This window comes from Chitinimonas naiadis (assembly GCF_054780835.1).
The window spans coordinates 1,033,533-1,049,027 of record NZ_BAAGVO010000004.1 but is presented as its reverse complement, the minus strand read 5'-3'; the positions used below and the strand labels follow the sequence as shown (position 1 = coordinate 1,049,027).

Sequence of the window (15,495 nt, the reverse complement as noted above, 5' to 3'; positions counted from 1 at the left end):
AGGCCGAGGGTATTCAGCTTGCCGGATTCGATGCTGCCGAGCACCTGCGTTCATGTCGTCACTGGGCTAGCATGTCCTGTAGTGGTACACCCGCGTTGGCCGATGCTTGTGTGGAGGCTGCATGATTGCCCGATTCCTGATTGACCAGAGTTTCCTGCTCGAGTCCCGCCAGCGATTTGCCGTTGAAGGTAAGGTCATCGATGGTACTGCCCGGCCGGGCATGCATTTGAGAATCGCCATGAATGACCGGTTCTCGATGGATTGCCTGATCGAGGCGATTGAGCCGGCCTCGCACGGTGAGCCTGGCGCGCTCGCGCTGCTGGCGGCCTATGCCGATGATGAGGAAGGCCGGCTGCTTGGTGCCTTGAACCTCGATGGTCAGGAGGTCCTGCTATTCGCGCCGGGCGCCTGAGGGCTATCGGTCCTTGAGCTCGGCCAGCAGGTAATCGATCAGTACTCGGCACTTGGGTGTTAGCCGGGTGTTGGGGGTGTTCAGCAGCCAGGCGGTTCCCTGGTAGGCGCCCACGAACTCCCACTCCGGCAGCACGGTTACGGCACTACCTTCGGCCAGGGCGTTGGCGGCGATGAAATACGGCAGTACCGCAATGCCCAATCCACCCAGCATACCCTCCAGCCGTACCTCGCTGTGATTGCAGACATAGCGCCCGCGCACCGGTACGGTCAGGTGATCCTTGCCATGCCGGAAACTCCAGTTGGCATCGCTGGTTGTTTCGCCCAGGTAGAGGCAATCATGGGTGGCGAGCTCGGCGGGATTATGCGGTGTGCCACGTGCGGCCAGATACGCCGGAGCGGCGCAGAGCACCTGCCGTACCGGCATCAGCCGACGGGCGACCAAGGAGGGTGGTGGCTGATCCGCGACCTGTATCATCAGGTCGACCTCGTCGCCGACCGGATTGAGCATGCGGTCGTTGAGGATCAGTTGCACGTTCACATCGGGGTAACGGTCCAGAAAGGCCGGCATCAAGGGGTGGATCACCCTGCGTCCAAAGGCCTTGGGCATGCTGATACGTACCAGCCCGCGTGGTGTTTCCTGTGCGCTCTCGGCCAGGGCGACGACATCGCGGGCGGCGGCGACCATGGTGGCACTGCGCTGGTAGACATCGCTGCCGGCATCGCTCAGGCGCAACTGGCGGGTGGAGCGTTCCAGCAGGCGCAAGCCCAACTGCCCCTCCAGCCGACTGACCGTGCGGCTCACGGCGGAGGGGGTCAGCCCCAGTTGCCGCGCCGCGGCCGAGAAGCTGCCGCAATCCACCACCCGTACAAAGATGGCCATGTCGGGCAGCAGCAGGTCAAGTCGATTTATTCCCATGGCGCACAACTGATGTTCTGAATGGCTGGATTATCAGCTTTATCGTCAGGTTTGATAATGCCCCTTCGTGCTCGACCCCCTTGGGTCGCGCTTGATCGATCGTATCGAAGGGGCAAGACCATGGCAGAACTCCTGCTGTTACTGGTGGCGGTGGTGTGGGGGACCAGCTACGGCCTGGCCAAGCAGGCGCTGCTGTTCTATCCGGTGCTGGGCTTTTTGGCAGCACGTTTCTGTCTGACCTTCGTCCTGCTGCTACCGGCGGTCTGGCGGGAGCTGCGGCGCCATCCCGGCATGGCCTTGCAGACCGCCGCACCGCTGAGCCTGATGCTGCTGGGTATCTTCCTGTGCGAGACCTGGGGCGTGGCGCATACCACCGCCGCCAATGCCGCCTTCCTGATCAGCCTGTGCGTGGTGCTCACGCCCTTTGTGGAATGGTTGCTGCTGGACCAGCGCCCGGCGAAAGCTGCCTTCGTGGCGGCCGGGGTCTCCTTGTGTGGCACGCTGCTGCTGACCGGCAGCCTCACGTTGGGGCTGAATCTCGGCGATGGCCTGATGCTGGCCGCCGCCGTATTGCGGGCGATCTTTGTCTGCATGACCAAGCGGCTGACGGCCGACAAGCCTATTTCTTCGCTGGGCCTCACTGGCCTGCAGACGGGGATGGTGGGGCTGGCCTGCCTGGGCATCGCCATGCTGTTACCCACGCCGCTGCCTGCCTTGCCCAGTGCGCCAACCTTCTGGCTGATCGTGCTCTACATGGTCCTGTTCTGCACCCTGTTCGCCTTCTTTGCCCAGAACTGGGGCATACGCCACAGCGGGCCAACCCGCGCCGCGCTGCTGATGGGCAGCGAGCCACTCTGGGGCGCCGTGTTTGCCATGCTGTGGCTGGACGAAACGCTAGCGCCGCAAGCCATGCTGGGCGGCGTGCTGATCCTGGTGGCGAGCCTGTGGGCGGTGATGCCGGCGAGAGCACCCGCGCCAGCCGAACCGGTTGCGGCTGCTTGAGTGATGTATTTTCATCGCACTCCTCCATATGGAGGAGGTTAACTTTCCCGCTTCATGGCACCATCTCGCGGTGTTCGTGGTCTTAGTCCTATCAACCACAATATCCACGAACCGGGGGAGCCCATGTTTTTGTCCAAGTCCAGCCTGATCGGCACCGCCAAGGTGTTGCTGGCGCTGGCCATCATTGGTAGCACGGCTGCGGTTGCAAGCCGCCCGCTGCTGCCAGACGTACCCGTCAGTACCCTGGTGATCTATGGCGTGCTCGCGCTGATCGTGTTGACCGCCGCCTCGGCAGCGCTGCTGGTCGCTTCACTCACCTTGCGCCAATTCATCCTGCGCAAGGGTGGCATGGATACCCAATGGCTATGGTTTGATCGCGATCCCAAAGGCCTGGTCGCCTTGCGTCGCAAGGATGATGCGGATCAATAGCCGCCCGAGCAGTTGGTTTTTTCCGGTTGAACCCGTCCCGTGCCGGGCGCTAGACCCCTATTCAGTACCGATGCCTTACCCATACGCCTTCCCCATGACGATGCGACGATATCTGCTGGTTCTCTTCACAACGCTTGCGTTGGTCGCTTGTGGCCGCAAGGAAGAAGCCGGTGGCGGAGGGCCGATGGCAGACGCCGTGGCGAGCCGTGGTGGGGCGCAAAGCTACCTGGCTTACGAGCACACGCTGGAGCTGGCGTCGGAGGAGGAGAAACTGGCCTCGCTGTTCGCCCAGGCCCAGGCGCTCTGCAAGGCGGCCGCCGCCGACGGCTGCGTGATTCTGGATTCGCATATCCGCACCGGCAGCAATGCCTATGCCTCGCTCAAGTTCCGCGCCAAGCCCGGCGGCGTGCAGAATCTGATCGCGGACCTGGGCAAGCAGGGGGAGGTCACCGGCCAGAGCACGACCGCCGAGGATCTGGGTGGGCCGATCAAGGACAATGCCCGGAAGCTGGCCATGCTGCAGGAGTACCGTGCCAAGCTCGAATCGCTGCTCGCCAAATCGTCCGCCGATGTGGATGCCCTGATCAAGCTGAACAAGGAGCTCGCGCAGGTCCAGAGCGATGTGGAGGCCTTGAGCGGCGAGCAGGCGCACCTGATGCAGCGGGTTGATACCGAGATACTCAACGTCAATATCAGCACCGTCGGCCACCGTTCGTTCTGGTCCCCGATTGTGGAGGCTGGCCAGTCTTTTGGTAGCAGCCTGTCGCAGGGCATCTCGATGACCATCACCGGCATCGCCTACCTGCTGCCATGGTTTATCGCCCTGATCCTGGTCGTTTGGGCTGGTCGCAAGCTGTGGCGGCGCCGCAAGCCATGATGGCGCGGTGCCGAGTCATGAACCCAATTGAAAGCAGTCTGTTGAGATTAGCCTTGATCCCTTCTTTGCGTGGCAAGCCATCCTTGCTGGTGGGTGTCTTGATCCTTGCGATCAGCGGCTGCTCGTCCAAACAGCTCTATCTATCGGGCCAGAACTGGCAGCAGGAAGAATGCAACAAGCAGCCCGATATGCAGGCCCGGCAGCGGTGCCTTGCCAGGGCCAATACCTCGTACGAGGATTATCGGCGTGAAACAGGCGCCACCAGGGACGCCAAATAGCTGGCAATGCCAGCGGTAGAGAGGATTCAGACGCATGCAGATGGCAGACATTCCGTTCGGTACCACAGACTGGACAACCGTCGAGCGTACCGAGCACCCAGGTGACAGTGGCAAGGCCTACTGGCGTACCCAGCAGTTCGGCAATGTGCGGGTGCGCATGGTGGAGTACACGCCCGGCTATGTGGCCGACCATTGGTGCGTGAAGGGCCATATCCTGCTGTGTCTGGACGGTGAGCTGCATACCGAGCTGGAAGACGGCCGTCGCTTCACGCTCAGACCCGGCATGAGCTACCAGGTGGCGGACAAGGCCGAGCCGCACCGGTCGTCGACCGAAGTTGGAGCTAAGCTGTTTATTGTGGACTGACCCACCCAGCTGGATTTCGTCTCCATTGCCAAATAGCCGTACATGATCATGAATACACCTGTCCTTATCCGTGAAATGTGCCTGGATGATGCTGTCGCTGTGGCCGAAATCCTGCCGGAGCTGGGCTATCCGTCAACGGTCGATGAGGTCGTGCTGCGTTTCGAGCGTCTCGGTGCCGTGCCGGACAACCTGATCTTCGTGGCCGAAGTGGAAGGCTGGGTCGTCGGCCTGTGCCAAGTGCAGGGTGTGCGGCTGATCGCCAGCAATGGCTATGCGGAGATATTCGCCCTGGTCGTGGCGGGGGGCTTCCAGCGTCGTGGCATAGGCCGCCTGCTGGTGGACAAGGCCCATGAGTGGGCACTGGCCACGGGCTACCAGCGCCTGCGGCTGGGCTCGGGTGCGCACCGTGAAGAGGCGCATCGGTTCTATGAATCACTGGGCTTCAGCAAATCCCGGCCGGGCTATGTGTTCGAACGCCCCTTGCTGGGCGGCATAGAGCCGCCGACAGTCACCTGACTGCCGCGTGGCATCTTGCCCGCAGTGATAAGATAAACACGGCGTTCCGGGCTGGCGGGCCTATGCTGTGTCGGTATTCCCGGCCCTCGTCTGAGTGCCGGTGCGATGGTCCATCCCAGGAGCGATCAATATGGCAGGCAAGATTCCCGTGCGGCATGACGATGTACGCGGTGTGACCCGCCTGGGGGTGGATGCCACGCTGGGCGTCATCGACCTGGTCGAGTCCATGCACCAGACCATCGCCAGCCGCATTCCGCTGGTCGGCAGCAAGTCGACATCGGGTCGGACCCGCGGCCTGACCGGCTTTGTCTATCGCCGGGTCCGTGGCGTCACGCAGATGGTCGGGGGGGGTATCGATGCCGCCTTGTCCCGGCTGGTCCCCTTGTTTGGCAACCATGGCTTATCCCCGGCGCGCGAGGCAACGGTGGCGGCCCTCAATGGCGTGATGGGGGACTATCTGCAGGAGAGTGGCAACCCGTTAGCGTTACCGATGCGTTTTCGCTCGGCGGGCCAACCCCTGTTGCCGCAGAAACAGGCGCTGGCGGCCGCACTGCCGCAAGCGAGCGGCAAGCTGCTGGTGCTGATCCACGGCCTGTGCATGAACGATCTGCAATGGCGGCGCCACGGCCATGACCACGGTGCTGCACTGGCGGAGGATGTGGGCTGGACGCCGATCTACCTGCACTACAACAGCGGGCTGCATATCTCTGCGAATGGCCGCAGCCTGAGCGGGCAACTTCAGGCCTTGCTGGATGCCTGGCCGGTTCCGATCGAACAATTCGCCATCCTTGGTCACAGCATGGGGGGCTTGCTGGCGCGCAGTGCCTGTCACCATGCCGCGCAAGCGGGGCAGGGCTGGCTGGCTCGCCTGGACAAGCTGGTTTTTCTTGGCTCACCCCACCACGGCGCGCCACTGGAGCGCGGTGGTCATTGGGTGGATATGCTGCTGGGGGCCAATGCTTATTCAGCTCCGTTCAGCCGTCTGGGCAAGCTGCGCAGCGCGGGGATTACCGACCTGCGTCACGGCAACCTGCAGGATGCCGACTGGCAAGGCCAGGATCGCTTCGCTCACCATGATGATCGTCGCCTGCCTCTACCGCTGCCCAAGGGGGTGGCCTGCTACGCTATCGCCGCCAGTACTGCCAAGAAGCCCGGTGCGCGGGGTGAGCAACTGATCGGCGACGGCTTGGTGCCACTGGCCAGCGCTCTGGGTCAACATGCCGACCCGCGCTTCGCGCTGGATTTTCCAGCCAAGCGGCAATGGGTGGGGTACGGCATGAACCACCTGGAACTGCTGGACCATGCGGATGTGTACTCCCAACTGAAGGTGTGGCTGGGAACCGACAAAACCTGAGGGTATGTCGTTAAGTTCGTGGTACTGCAACAAGTTGCTTGTAGAGTCGTGGGCCGCGAGCGAAGACTCGTACCACAACAGGGAACAGGGACATGACTACCGCGCCGGCTGCCTGGGAGCAGCGGATTGCAGCGCTTTGGAAGACGCTGGACGAGATTGAGCCGGGCGAATTTGTCGCACGCATCGACGCACTGGTGGCCGAACTGCCGGCGGGTAGCGGCATCGGCTTGTTCGAGCAAGCCTGCGCGCAGGATTCCACCGGCCACTCTGATCGTGCCGTGCCGCTCTACCGTGCAGCCCTGGCGGCGGGGATCACCGGCATCCGCCGTCGGCGTGCCACCATCCAGCTGGCCAGCTCCCTGCGCAATCTGGGCGAGGCGGAAGAAGCCGTTGCCCTCCTGAGCGTGGAACTCCATACCGCATCGGATGAACTGGATGGCGCCGTACGAGGCTTCCTGGCTCTGGCGCTGGTCGAAGTCGGCCGCGAACGCGAAGCCGTCTCGCACAGCCTGACCGCCCTTGCTCAGTACCTGCCCCGCTACAACCGCTCGCTGGCGCGCTATGCGGAGGGCCTGCTGGCGGAAATGGAATAGCCCCCAAACTTGTGGGCTTTCCCTTGATGCACTGAGTGGGCGCTGGGCGCCCACTCGAACTCACTTCTGGCTGGCGCGTTCCGCCGCCTGCCGGGCCCGCAGGGTCGTGACATTCTCGTAGCCCACGCCCCAGTTGTCGGTATCGATCTCGTCGATCACCACAAAGGTGGCAGCCGGGTCCTTGTTCAGCACTTTCACCATCAGGTCGGTGGCGCCCTCAATGAGCTGCTGTTTCTGCTCACGGGTAACACCTTCGCGGGTGATCTCGATCTTGATATAGGGCATGGCACTATCTCCTGGTTAAAGTCAGGTTGAAGTCATTGCTACGCGATATGCGTATAGAGCTTGTTGGCGATCAGCCATCGGCCCTCCTGCCGTATCAGGGACAGGAAGTCCAGGTAGTTGAAGTCGAAGATCAGGCACCGCACCTTTGCCATGGCAGTTTCCCCTGCTACCTCGATCGACAGCACCTGCATGAACCTGGTCTGGCCCAGGCTGGCGGGACTGTCGCGGTTGGCGACAGCATCGAGATAGGCTCCGAGCGGCCGGCAGGACGTAGCGCCCCTGACCTCGCCGAACAAAGCCGCCTGCGGGTGGAAGACGCTACGCAGGGCAGCGACATCGCCTGTGTGGATACCGTCGAAATACACCTCGAGCAGATCCAGAATCTCAGCGTGAACAGACAGGCCGCCCTCCTTGCGTGTGCCGGGTCCGGAAACGGCTACCATTTGCCACTGCTCATCCCGCCATCGACCGGCAGGACCACGCCCGTCGTGAAGCTGGCATCCGCCAGATACTGGACGGCGTTGACGATCTCCTGGGTGGTGCCGATACGGCCGGCAGGCTGCAGGGTGTTGAGAAAGCCGTGCATGTCCGGCGTGTACAGCGGCGTATCGATGATGCCGGGTGCCACCGCACTGACCTGGATGTTGTAGGGCGAGAGTTCCAGCGCCAGTGCCTTTGTCGCCTGGTTGATGCCGCCCTTGATCAGGATAGGCAGCGTGGCCGGGACATTGAGCAGCGGCTGGCTGGCGATGCTGGCGGTGATGTTGATGATATGGCCTTGCCTGCGTTCGATCATGTGGCGGGCTGCTGCTTGCGATGCATAGACAAAGCCCTTCAGGTTGGTATCGACCAACGCTTCCAGCTCTTCCGGTGTGTAGCTGATGAAGGGCTTGGCGTTGAAGATGCCGGCGTTATTGATCAGTACGTCGACCTTGCCGAACTGATCGACCGCCCGGTTGATCAATCGGGTGGCGGTGGCCGGGTCGGCAATATCACCTTCGACCAGGGCGAAGTTGTCGGGATTGCCGAGGCGGGTCGCGGCAGCCACCAGCCGGTCCAGCGTGCGGGCATTGCCGACAACCTTGTCACCGCGCGACAGATAGGCCTCGGCGAGGGCAAGGCCGATACCGCTGGAGGCGCCGGTGATGACGATGGTTTGTGCTTGCTTGCTCATGATGTGTCCTTTCAGGTTCAGGAAGATCGAATGGCCCGCAGAGTCGGTACGCTGGTCTGCTGGTCGGTGAGCGCACTTTATTTGTGTTCTGATTGGTGATAAATGTGTTTGATATCACTTCAATTGATACATGGTGTAATGAATTATGAAGCGCCAGTTTGATGACCTGCTGCTGGGCAGCATTGAGCTTTTCTGCCTCGCAGCCGAGCTGGGCAGTTTCTCTGCCGCGGCGAACATGGCCAGCGTCACGCCGGCGGCGGTGAGCCGTTCCATCTCGCGGCTGGAGGACAGGCTGGGGGTCAGGCTGTTTGTGCGCACCACCCGGCAGATCCGGCTGACCGAAGGTGGCCGTGCCTATTTCGAGCAGTGCCGACAGGCGCTGACCCAACTGGTCGAGGCGGAGCGTGAGGTATCGGGCCAGCAGCAAAAGCCGGCCGGCCTGCTGCGCATCAGCGTACCGACGACCTATGGCCATTACCGCCTGCTGCCCTTGCTGCCGGCATTCCGGGCGCGGTTCCCGGACGTGAAGGTCGACGTGCATATCAGCAACCGCAATATCGACTTCGCCGAGGAAGGCTACGACCTGGCAATACGGGTCAGGGCACCGGCGGATTCGCAGATGATCGCGCGGCATCTGGAGGATGCCGAACTGGTCACGGTGGCGAGCCCGGACTATCTACGCCGGGCAGGGGAGCCAACCTCGCTCGCACACTTGCGCGAGCATGACTGCATACAGTTCGAGTTACCGAGCAGCGGCCGGATGATTCCCTGGCTATTCCGGGAGCAGGGCCAGGATATGGAGCTGCTGACCGAGGGCGGATACCGGATATCGGACGATGTGCTGGGTGGTTGCACCCTGGCGCGCAGTGGTGCCGGCCTGTTCCAGGCCTATCGCTTCGTAGTAGCGGAGGATTTGCGCCGAGGTACCCTGGTCGAGGTACTGCAGACCTGCGGCGGGCGCTCGCGTCCCTATACCTTGCTCTACCCGCACAACCGCTTTGTCCCCTTGCGGGTACGGACCTTCGTGGATTTCCTGCTGGCGCATGATTTCGGGCAGCCTGATCCGGAGGCGGGTTGATGACCGGGATCACCTGGGGAGGCGTGGTGCGCACAGGCCACTCCGGCAGGGTGGCTTGTGGGTGAAGAAGCTATTCTTCCGGCTTCTGTTCCTGGTCAGTCTCCGTACCGTAGAACAACACCCCTAGCTTGATCTTCTCGCGGCCCGATGCCACCCGGTGGCGATTGGTATCGCGTAGCGAGTAGACGCAGCCGCAATACTCCTGCTGGTAGAAATTCTCGCGCTTGCTGATCTCGATCATGCGGGCCGAACCGCCGCCCTTGCGCCAGTTGTATTCCCAGTAGTGCAGGCCGGGGTAACGCGCCGCAGCCCGTACACCACAGTCGTTGATCTGGTTCATGTTCTTCCAGCGGGATATCCCGAGCGAGCTGGTGATGACCTGAAAACCATGCTCGTGGGCATACAGCGCCGTACGCTCGAAGCGCATGTCGAAGCACATGGTGCAGCGTACGCCCCGCTCGGGTTCATTCTCCATACCCTTGGCGCGGGCAAACCAGTTGTCGAGGTCATAGTCCGCGTCCACGAACGGAATACCGAACTTCTCCGCAAAGCGGATGTTCTCGTTCTTGCGCAGCTCGTATTCCTTCACCGGGTGGATGTTCGGGTTGTAGAAGAAGATCGTGAAGTCGATGCCCGAGGCCTGCATGGCCTCCATCACTTCACCCGAGCAGGGTGCGCAGCAGGAATGCAGCAACACCTTGTTCTGGCCCTGCGGCAATGGCAGTGGGGTGCGTTCGACATCCTGCGTCATGGGCGCGGCTTCTCATCGGTGGCGGGCAGCGGTTGCCGGGCCAGGTCAATAAAGGCTTCGAGGTAATCGATGCCCAGTTCGTTCTCCCGTGCGCCAAGAAAGATCTGCTTGGCAATGCCCCGAGGCCCGAGGCGGACCGGCAGTACATCCATCTTGTCGGCGTACTCTTCCACCAGCCAGCGTGGCAGCGCGGCCACGCCACGCCCGCTGCTGACCATCTGCAGCATGATGTCGGTGGTTTCGATCACCTTGTGGCGCTTGGGGGTGATGCCCGCCGGTTGCAGGAACTGGTTGTAGATATCCAGCCGGTCGATGGCGACCGGGTAGGTGATCAGCACTTCCTCGCCCAGTTGCGCGGGCTCGACATGGCCGGCCGTTGCGAGCCTGTGATGGCGGCTGACCACCAGTACCTGTTCGTAGTCGAATACCGGCTCGAAGTGCAAGCCCGGCTTGTACAGGGGGTCCGGCGTGACCAGCAGGTCGATCTCATAGCCGAACAAGGCCCCGATGCCGCCGAACTGGAACTTCTGTTTGACGTCCACATCCACGTCCGGCCACTGCGCCAGATAGGGCGCGACGATCTTCAGCAGCCACTGGTAGCAAGGGTGGCACTCCATGCCAACCCGCAGCACACCCCGCTCACCCTCGGCGTATTGCCGCAGGCGTTCCTCTGCCAGCTCCAGTTGCGGCAGCAGCCGGTTGGCGAGCTTCAGCAGATAGCTGCCGGCTTGCGTCAGGCGCAGGCTGCGACCTTCACGCAGCCAGATATCGGTACCGACCGACTGCTCCAGCTTCTTCATCGTATGGCTCAGGGCGGACTGCGTCAGGCACAGCGTGCCTGCCGCTGCCGTCAGCGAACCCTGACGGTCGACTTCGCGAATGATCGCGAGATGGCCTCTTTCAAGCATCACGGTCCATGAATGAAATTAATTGATTGTTGAAACAATACCATTTTACTTCATGGTTTGTCGTTCCTAACATGGCCCCATTCTCATTCCACCAGGTAAGGACACACGGCATGGTCACGACACACAACCTCGGCTTTCCCCGCATCGGCGCGAAGCGCGAACTCAAGTTTGCGCTGGAGACCTACTGGAAGGGTGCCTCGTCCCGCGACGCGCTGAAAACCCTCGGTGCACAACTGCGCCAGCGTCACTGGGAGAACCAGTCCGGTCTGGATCTCGTTCCGGTGGGCGACTTTGCCTTCTACGACCAGGTTCTGGACATGAGCTTCACTTTGGGCAACCTGCCCGAGCGGGTGAAGGATTTCCACGGCGATGCGCTGGACAACTATTTCCGCGTGGCACGTGGCCGTTCCGCCCAGGGGGCCGAGGAACATGCCCATTGCTGCGGTGGCGTTGCCGCCGGTGAGATGACCAAGTGGTTCGATACCAACTACCACTACATCGTCCCCGAATTCACCGCCGCCACCGAATTCAAGCTCGATACCTCGCGCCTGCTGGCGCAACTGACCGAAGCCCGTGCGCAGGGCGTCAAGGCCAAGCCGGTCATCATCGGCCCGGTCAGCTATCTGGCACTGGGCAAGGCCAAGGATGATTCCAACAAGCTGGCCCTGCTGTCCCGCCTGCTGCCGGTGTACGCCGAGCTGCTGAATGCGCTGGCCACGCAAGGCGTGAGCTGGGTGCAGATCGACGAACCCATCCTGGTGACCGAGCTGGACGCTGATTGGCAACAGGCGCTGCGCCAGGCCTACACCACGCTCTCGACCGGCAAGCTCAAGCTGCTGTTGGCAACCTATTTTGGCCAACTGCAGGCGAACCTGTCGCTGGCATGCGAACTGCCGGTAGCCGGCCTGCATCTGGATGCGATCAACGCACAGGGTGAAGTCGAGGCGCTGATCGCCCGTCTTCCGTCCGACCGCGTGCTGTCGCTCGGCGTCATCAACGGCCGCAATATCTGGAAGAGCGACCTCAATGCCATCCTGAACTGGCTGGAGCCGGTAGCAAAGCAATTGGGCGACAAGCTGTGGATCGCACCATCCTGCTCGCTGCTGCACGTGCCGGTGGATCTGGCCAGCGAACAGAAGCTGGATGCCGACGTGAAGTCCTGGCTGGCCTTCGCCCTGCAAAAGCTCGACGAACTCAAGATCCTGGCCATTGCACTGAACCACGGCCGTGCCGCTGTATCGGCCGAGCTGGAGGCCAACCAGGCGGCCATCAACGCCCGCCGCAGCTCGCCGCGCGTCAACAACCCTGCCGTCAAGGCCGCTATCGCCAAGCTGGATGCTGCGCTGGGCCAGCGCAAGAGCGCCTACGCCCTGCGGGCCCCCAAGCAGGCTGCACGATTGCAGTTGCCGGCTTTCCCGACCACGACCATCGGTTCCTTCCCGCAAACCGCAGAAATCCGCCATGCACGCAGCCAGTACAAGGCCGGTGAGCTGGACGAAGCGGGCTACACCCAGGCCATGCATGCCGAGATCGAACGTAGCGTGCGTGAGCAGGAAGCCCTGGGGCTGGATGTGCTGGTGCATGGCGAAGCCGAACGTAACGACATGGTCGAATACTTTGGCGAGCAGCTCGATGGCTATGCCTTCAGCCAGTTCGGCTGGGTGCAGTCTTACGGCTCGCGCTGCGTGAAGCCGCCCATCCTGTTCGGCGACATCAGCCGTCCCAAGGCCATGACGGTAGCGTGGATCAAGTACGCCGCATCGCTCACCCAGAAACCCATGAAGGGTATGCTGACCGGCCCGGTCACCATCCTGAACTGGTCCTTTGTCCGTGACGACCAGCCGCGCGCCGCATCGTGCTACCAACTGGCCCTGGCGATCCGCGAGGAAGTCCTGGACCTGGAAAAGGCCGGCGTACGCGTCATCCAGATCGATGAAGCCGCACTGCGCGAAGGTCTGCCGCTGCGCAAGTCGGAATGGCAAGCCTACCTCGACTGGGCCGTGGAATCGTTCCGTATCACCGCCAACGGCGTGGAAGACGAAACCCAGATCCACACCCATATGTGCTACTCGGAGTTCAACGACATCATCGGCTCCATCGCCGATATGGATGCCGACGTGATCACTATCGAGACCTCGCGCTCGGACATGGAGTTGCTCGACGCCTTCGACCACTTCAACTATCCGAACGAGATCGGCCCCGGCGTGTACGACATCCACTCGCCCAACATCCCGACGCAGGAGCACATCGTGCACCTGATGAAAAAGGCTGCCGAGCGTATCCCGGCCGAGCGCCTGTGGGTGAACCCGGATTGTGGCCTGAAGACCCGCCAATGGTCGGAAGTCGTCCCGGCCCTGACCAATATGGTGGCCGCTGCCAAGACGCTCCGCGCTTCGGTCTGACCTTAGCCCCGGTCTTGTCCCGCAAAACATCCCGAGCCATGCTCGGGATGTTTTGTTTTATCCGGCATGCCGTGCGAAACGGGGCGACAGAAGCGGCCGGGCCAAAGCCGTATCGGAATCCGCACCCCACAGTAGCGATTGCGGATCGCACCGTGCTTTCCCCCATCTGGGTGAGGCTTTCCTGCGGCCAACATGGCACTATCCACGCCAGTTGTCCGGTAGGGCTCGCAAGAGGGCCGGCAGCCAGCAAAGCGGTGACGGCATTCCGATGGTGGTCGGCGTCCCTCACCATAAAAGCAAGCCAGGGAGAAAAACTTGAAGCAAACCTTACCCCGCCCCTCGGGCGCCTTTATCGCCGCCTCCTGGGCTGCACTGATCGTCGGTGCCGCAACCTATCTGGCCGGCCTCTGGAACGCCGCCATGCTGCTCAACGAGAAGGGCTACTACTTCACCCTGCTGATGTACGGCCTGTTCGCCGCCGTCTCGTTGCAGAAATCAGTACGCGACAAGCTCGAAGGCATCGCCGTTTCCGGTCTCTACTTCGCCCTGTGCCGGGTGTCGCTGGCCGTCTGCCTGCTCTTGCTCGGCGTCGGCCTCTGGAACGCCAGCCTCAACCTGAGCGAGAAGGGCTTCTATGCCATGTCCTTCGTGCTGAGCCTGTTTGCCGCCGTGGCGATCCAGAAGAACGTGCGTGACGTGGCGGCACTGCGCGGCCTGGGCGAGTATCCGGATACGCAGCGGGCGGGGTAGTGAGCCATTGTGCCTACTGACCTCTACTGCTGGCGTTGCGACCGGGTGATACCCATGCTGGATGAGGCCGAGTGGCCCAAGTTGGCTGCGCTGCTTAATCGAACAATCCCTGAGCTGACGGCGTATATGCAAGCTCATGGCGTTTCGCTAAGCGAAGCACAAGCATGTGGGTTTGATTCCAGAGCGCTAGTTTACTATCGGTCCATTACCGGCTTTACCGAAACCAATGTCAACGCCCTATGGCACCACAGACTTAGCCTTTACGGGCCATTGTGTAAGGCATGTGGCAAACCGTTGAGAACCCCGAGTGCCAGGCATTGTGCTGCGTGCGGTCATGGGCGCGAGAGCGAATTGATGCAGGGATAGGGGAGGGGCAGGCAGTGCGAGGCAAGCCACAATTTTCAAGTTGGTATGGTCGCGGCTTGCGAGCAGTTGTCAGTGTCGCGCTAATCAGTTTGGCCTACGCCGACTCAATATCCCCTGCTGTGGGTGCCCAATCCTTTCTGCAATACGCCAATGAGCTTGCGGATGCAGTGCCTTGTAAACCGGATGGCGTAATTGATGCAGCAATCGGCAAGCGGTTCGATGAGGCGCTGGCTGACCGCTATACCCTCGACCAATTGAAGGCGCTGGATGAGGGCAGCTTGTTGCTCCTGCACAAAGCAGCCATCAAAGCCTCGTCAGCATCGCGCGATGCAGCCCATATCAAGGCTCAGGCGCTGGTGCTCGAAGAGCTAGCCAGGCGTCAGCTTGCTGAGCCGCGGTATTACGATTGGTTGTTTCGGAGCTATGTCGATGGCCGGATGTTCAGCGAGGCACGCGCGTTGCAGCTTGCCCATCCTTCCAACGGGATGGAGCGCTTGCCCGAGGTGATAGACCCCGCCGGTTTACCCGGCAAGACGCCCAGGCTGTGGGTGGTGGATGATCAGCAACGCCGGCTCGTATTGCAGCCTTTCGTCCCTGAGACCTTGCAAGTGATAGCCGTAGTCCACCCAAACTGTCAATTCTGCGAACGTGCTTTTCAGGCGATTGATGCGGACCCGGTGTTAGCTAAAGCCTTGGGTCATCACGTTACTTGGCTTGCACCTCAGGCCGGTACGCTGGATTTCGACCTGATACAGCAATGGAACCGAGATCATCCCCGACGGCGCCTGGCGCTGGCCGTAGCCAACCAGGATTGGCCGATGGTAGATACCTGGGCTACGCCGGCCTTCTACTTCCTCAAGGCTGGAAAGGTAGTGAGCAAGGTCGGGGGATGGCCGCCAGAGGGGCGCAGGAGCGAGCTACTGTTGGCGTTGAAGGCATTGGGAATGCGGTTGTGAACTGTCCACCATCGCCGTGGGTTGGATCATTTCGTCCGGAACGCCTTGGTGGGCTATCTTGCTCAAGACCTTGGCTACGCCC

At 61.8% G+C, this 15,495-nt stretch carries 19 protein-coding genes; 13 read left to right on the top strand and 6 right to left on the bottom strand.

Annotated elements, in window-relative coordinates:
• Positions 1-121: 121 nt before the first annotated feature.
• Complete coding sequence (locus ACYVHK_RS11030) at positions 122-412, top strand: hypothetical protein (protein ID WP_460531323.1); 291 nt, start codon at positions 122-124, stop codon at positions 410-412.
• A gap of 3 nt (positions 413-415) precedes the next feature.
• Here ACYVHK_RS11030 and ACYVHK_RS11025 read toward each other — a convergent pair whose 3' ends face one another.
• A complete protein-coding gene (locus ACYVHK_RS11025; protein ID WP_460531320.1) occupies positions 416-1,330 on the bottom strand; it encodes a LysR family transcriptional regulator in 915 nt (304 codons plus the stop codon).
• A gap of 120 nt (positions 1,331-1,450) precedes the next feature.
• Between ACYVHK_RS11025 and ACYVHK_RS11020 the strand changes: the two genes are divergently transcribed.
• From ACYVHK_RS11020 to ACYVHK_RS10985, 8 genes are all read left to right on the top strand, one after another.
• Positions 1,451-2,332, top strand: coding sequence for a DMT family transporter (locus ACYVHK_RS11020; protein ID WP_460531317.1), 882 nt, complete (start codon positions 1,451-1,453; stop codon positions 2,330-2,332).
• Between the two features lie 123 nt (positions 2,333-2,455).
• A complete protein-coding gene (locus ACYVHK_RS11015; RefSeq protein ID WP_460531314.1) occupies positions 2,456-2,761 on the top strand; it encodes a hypothetical protein in 306 nt (101 codons plus the stop codon).
• 94 nt (positions 2,762-2,855) lie between these two features.
• Positions 2,856-3,638: a DUF4349 domain-containing protein gene (locus ACYVHK_RS11010; protein WP_460531311.1), complete on the top strand. Its 783-nt coding sequence runs from the start codon at positions 2,856-2,858 to the stop codon at positions 3,636-3,638.
• A gap of 17 nt (positions 3,639-3,655) precedes the next feature.
• Positions 3,656-3,916, top strand: a complete 261-nt coding sequence (locus ACYVHK_RS11005) for a hypothetical protein (protein ID WP_460531308.1) — start codon at positions 3,656-3,658, stop codon at positions 3,914-3,916.
• Positions 3,917-3,950: 34 nt separating this feature from the next.
• Positions 3,951-4,280, top strand: a complete 330-nt coding sequence (locus ACYVHK_RS11000) for a DHCW motif cupin fold protein (RefSeq protein ID WP_460531305.1) — start codon at positions 3,951-3,953, stop codon at positions 4,278-4,280.
• 48 nt (positions 4,281-4,328) lie between these two features.
• Positions 4,329-4,796, top strand: a complete 468-nt coding sequence (locus tag ACYVHK_RS10995; RefSeq protein ID WP_460531302.1) for a GNAT family N-acetyltransferase — start codon at positions 4,329-4,331, stop codon at positions 4,794-4,796.
• 130 nt (positions 4,797-4,926) lie between these two features.
• On the top strand, positions 4,927-6,150 hold the full coding sequence (locus ACYVHK_RS10990) for an esterase/lipase family protein (RefSeq protein WP_460531300.1): 1,224 nt from the start codon (positions 4,927-4,929) through the stop codon (positions 6,148-6,150).
• Between the two features lie 92 nt (positions 6,151-6,242).
• On the top strand, positions 6,243-6,743 hold the full coding sequence (locus ACYVHK_RS10985; protein WP_460531297.1) for a tetratricopeptide repeat protein: 501 nt from the start codon (positions 6,243-6,245) through the stop codon (positions 6,741-6,743).
• Positions 6,744-6,803: 60 nt separating this feature from the next.
• Here the strand turns inward: ACYVHK_RS10985 and ACYVHK_RS10980 are convergent, their stop codons facing one another.
• From ACYVHK_RS10980 to ACYVHK_RS10970, 3 genes are read right to left on the bottom strand one after another with little or no spacing between them, the layout of a single operon-like run.
• Entirely contained in the window at positions 6,804-7,028 is a 225-nt protein-coding gene (locus ACYVHK_RS10980; protein WP_460531294.1) for a tautomerase family protein, read from the bottom strand.
• Between the two features lie 38 nt (positions 7,029-7,066).
• Positions 7,067-7,471: a nuclear transport factor 2 family protein gene (locus ACYVHK_RS10975; RefSeq protein ID WP_460531291.1), complete on the bottom strand. Its 405-nt coding sequence runs from the start codon at positions 7,469-7,471 to the stop codon at positions 7,067-7,069.
• Positions 7,465-8,202 carry an SDR family NAD(P)-dependent oxidoreductase gene (locus tag ACYVHK_RS10970; protein ID WP_460531288.1) on the bottom strand — a complete coding sequence of 246 codons (738 nt, stop codon included), beginning with the start codon at positions 8,200-8,202 and terminating at the stop codon, positions 7,465-7,467. Before ACYVHK_RS10970 ends, ACYVHK_RS10975 begins: the two co-directional genes overlap by 7 nt.
• Before the next feature lie 145 nt (positions 8,203-8,347).
• Here ACYVHK_RS10970 and ACYVHK_RS10965 point away from each other — a divergent pair, with 145 nt between their 5' ends.
• Positions 8,348-9,280 carry a LysR family transcriptional regulator gene (locus tag ACYVHK_RS10965; RefSeq protein WP_460531285.1) on the top strand — a complete coding sequence of 311 codons (933 nt, stop codon included), beginning with the start codon at positions 8,348-8,350 and terminating at the stop codon, positions 9,278-9,280.
• A 70-nt stretch (positions 9,281-9,350) separates the two neighbouring features.
• Here ACYVHK_RS10965 and ACYVHK_RS10960 read toward each other — a convergent pair whose 3' ends face one another.
• Both ACYVHK_RS10960 and ACYVHK_RS10955 read right to left on the bottom strand, forming a co-directional pair.
• Positions 9,351-10,031, bottom strand: coding sequence for an epoxyqueuosine reductase QueH (locus tag ACYVHK_RS10960; RefSeq protein WP_460531282.1), 681 nt, complete (start codon positions 10,029-10,031; stop codon positions 9,351-9,353).
• On the bottom strand, positions 10,028-10,939 hold the full coding sequence (locus tag ACYVHK_RS10955; protein ID WP_460531279.1) for a LysR family transcriptional regulator: 912 nt from the start codon (positions 10,937-10,939) through the stop codon (positions 10,028-10,030). Before ACYVHK_RS10955 ends, ACYVHK_RS10960 begins: the two co-directional genes overlap by 4 nt.
• 110 nt (positions 10,940-11,049) lie before the next feature.
• Here ACYVHK_RS10955 and metE point away from each other — a divergent pair, with 110 nt between their 5' ends.
• The 3 genes from metE (at position 11,050) to ACYVHK_RS10940 (ending at position 15,413) form a co-directional block, all read left to right on the top strand.
• A complete protein-coding gene (gene metE / locus ACYVHK_RS10950) occupies positions 11,050-13,341 on the top strand; it encodes a 5-methyltetrahydropteroyltriglutamate--homocysteine S-methyltransferase (RefSeq protein ID WP_460531275.1) in 2,292 nt (763 codons plus the stop codon).
• Between the two features lie 315 nt (positions 13,342-13,656).
• The gene (gene yiaA, locus ACYVHK_RS10945; RefSeq protein ID WP_460531272.1) at positions 13,657-14,091 is read left to right on the top strand and encodes a YiaA/YiaB family protein; all 435 of its coding nucleotides are present in this window, start codon (positions 13,657-13,659) and stop codon (positions 14,089-14,091) included.
• 281 nt (positions 14,092-14,372) lie between these two features.
• Positions 14,373-15,413 (top strand): hypothetical protein, encoded by a 1,041-nt coding sequence (locus ACYVHK_RS10940; protein ID WP_460531269.1) that lies wholly within the window; start codon positions 14,373-14,375, stop codon positions 15,411-15,413.
• Positions 15,414-15,495 lie beyond the last annotated feature (82 nt).

Bases quoted from the DNA above. Each gene is read 5' to 3' on its own strand.
- ACYVHK_RS11005 (WP_460531308.1), top strand. From the start codon at position 3,656: ATGAACCCAATTGAAAGCAGTCTGTTGAGATTAGCCTTGATCCCTTCT.
- ACYVHK_RS11010 (WP_460531311.1), top strand. From the start codon at position 2,856: ATGACGATGCGACGATATCTGCTGGTTCTCTTCACAACGCTTGCGTTG.
- ACYVHK_RS11025 (WP_460531320.1), bottom strand. From the start codon at position 1,330: ATGGGAATAAATCGACTTGACCTGCTGCTGCCCGACATGGCCATCTTT.
- metE (WP_460531275.1), top strand. From the start codon at position 11,050: ATGGTCACGACACACAACCTCGGCTTTCCCCGCATCGGCGCGAAGCGC.
- ACYVHK_RS10955 (WP_460531279.1), bottom strand. From the start codon at position 10,939: ATGCTTGAAAGAGGCCATCTCGCGATCATTCGCGAAGTCGACCGTCAG.
- ACYVHK_RS10975 (WP_460531291.1), bottom strand. From the start codon at position 7,471: ATGGTAGCCGTTTCCGGACCCGGCACACGCAAGGAGGGCGGCCTGTCT.
- ACYVHK_RS10960 (WP_460531282.1), bottom strand. From the start codon at position 10,031: ATGACGCAGGATGTCGAACGCACCCCACTGCCATTGCCGCAGGGCCAG.
- ACYVHK_RS11020 (WP_460531317.1), top strand. From the start codon at position 1,451: ATGGCAGAACTCCTGCTGTTACTGGTGGCGGTGGTGTGGGGGACCAGC.
- ACYVHK_RS11000 (WP_460531305.1), top strand. From the start codon at position 3,951: ATGCAGATGGCAGACATTCCGTTCGGTACCACAGACTGGACAACCGTC.
- ACYVHK_RS11030 (WP_460531323.1), top strand. From the start codon at position 122: ATGATTGCCCGATTCCTGATTGACCAGAGTTTCCTGCTCGAGTCCCGC.
- ACYVHK_RS10985 (WP_460531297.1), top strand. From the start codon at position 6,243: ATGACTACCGCGCCGGCTGCCTGGGAGCAGCGGATTGCAGCGCTTTGG.
- ACYVHK_RS10970 (WP_460531288.1), bottom strand. From the start codon at position 8,202: ATGAGCAAGCAAGCACAAACCATCGTCATCACCGGCGCCTCCAGCGGT.
- ACYVHK_RS10965 (WP_460531285.1), top strand. From the start codon at position 8,348: ATGAAGCGCCAGTTTGATGACCTGCTGCTGGGCAGCATTGAGCTTTTC.
- ACYVHK_RS10940 (WP_460531269.1), top strand. From the start codon at position 14,373: ATGTGGCAAACCGTTGAGAACCCCGAGTGCCAGGCATTGTGCTGCGTG.
- ACYVHK_RS10990 (WP_460531300.1), top strand. From the start codon at position 4,927: ATGGCAGGCAAGATTCCCGTGCGGCATGACGATGTACGCGGTGTGACC.
- ACYVHK_RS10980 (WP_460531294.1), bottom strand. From the start codon at position 7,028: ATGCCCTATATCAAGATCGAGATCACCCGCGAAGGTGTTACCCGTGAG.
- ACYVHK_RS11015 (WP_460531314.1), top strand. From the start codon at position 2,456: ATGTTTTTGTCCAAGTCCAGCCTGATCGGCACCGCCAAGGTGTTGCTG.
- ACYVHK_RS10995 (WP_460531302.1), top strand. From the start codon at position 4,329: ATGAATACACCTGTCCTTATCCGTGAAATGTGCCTGGATGATGCTGTC.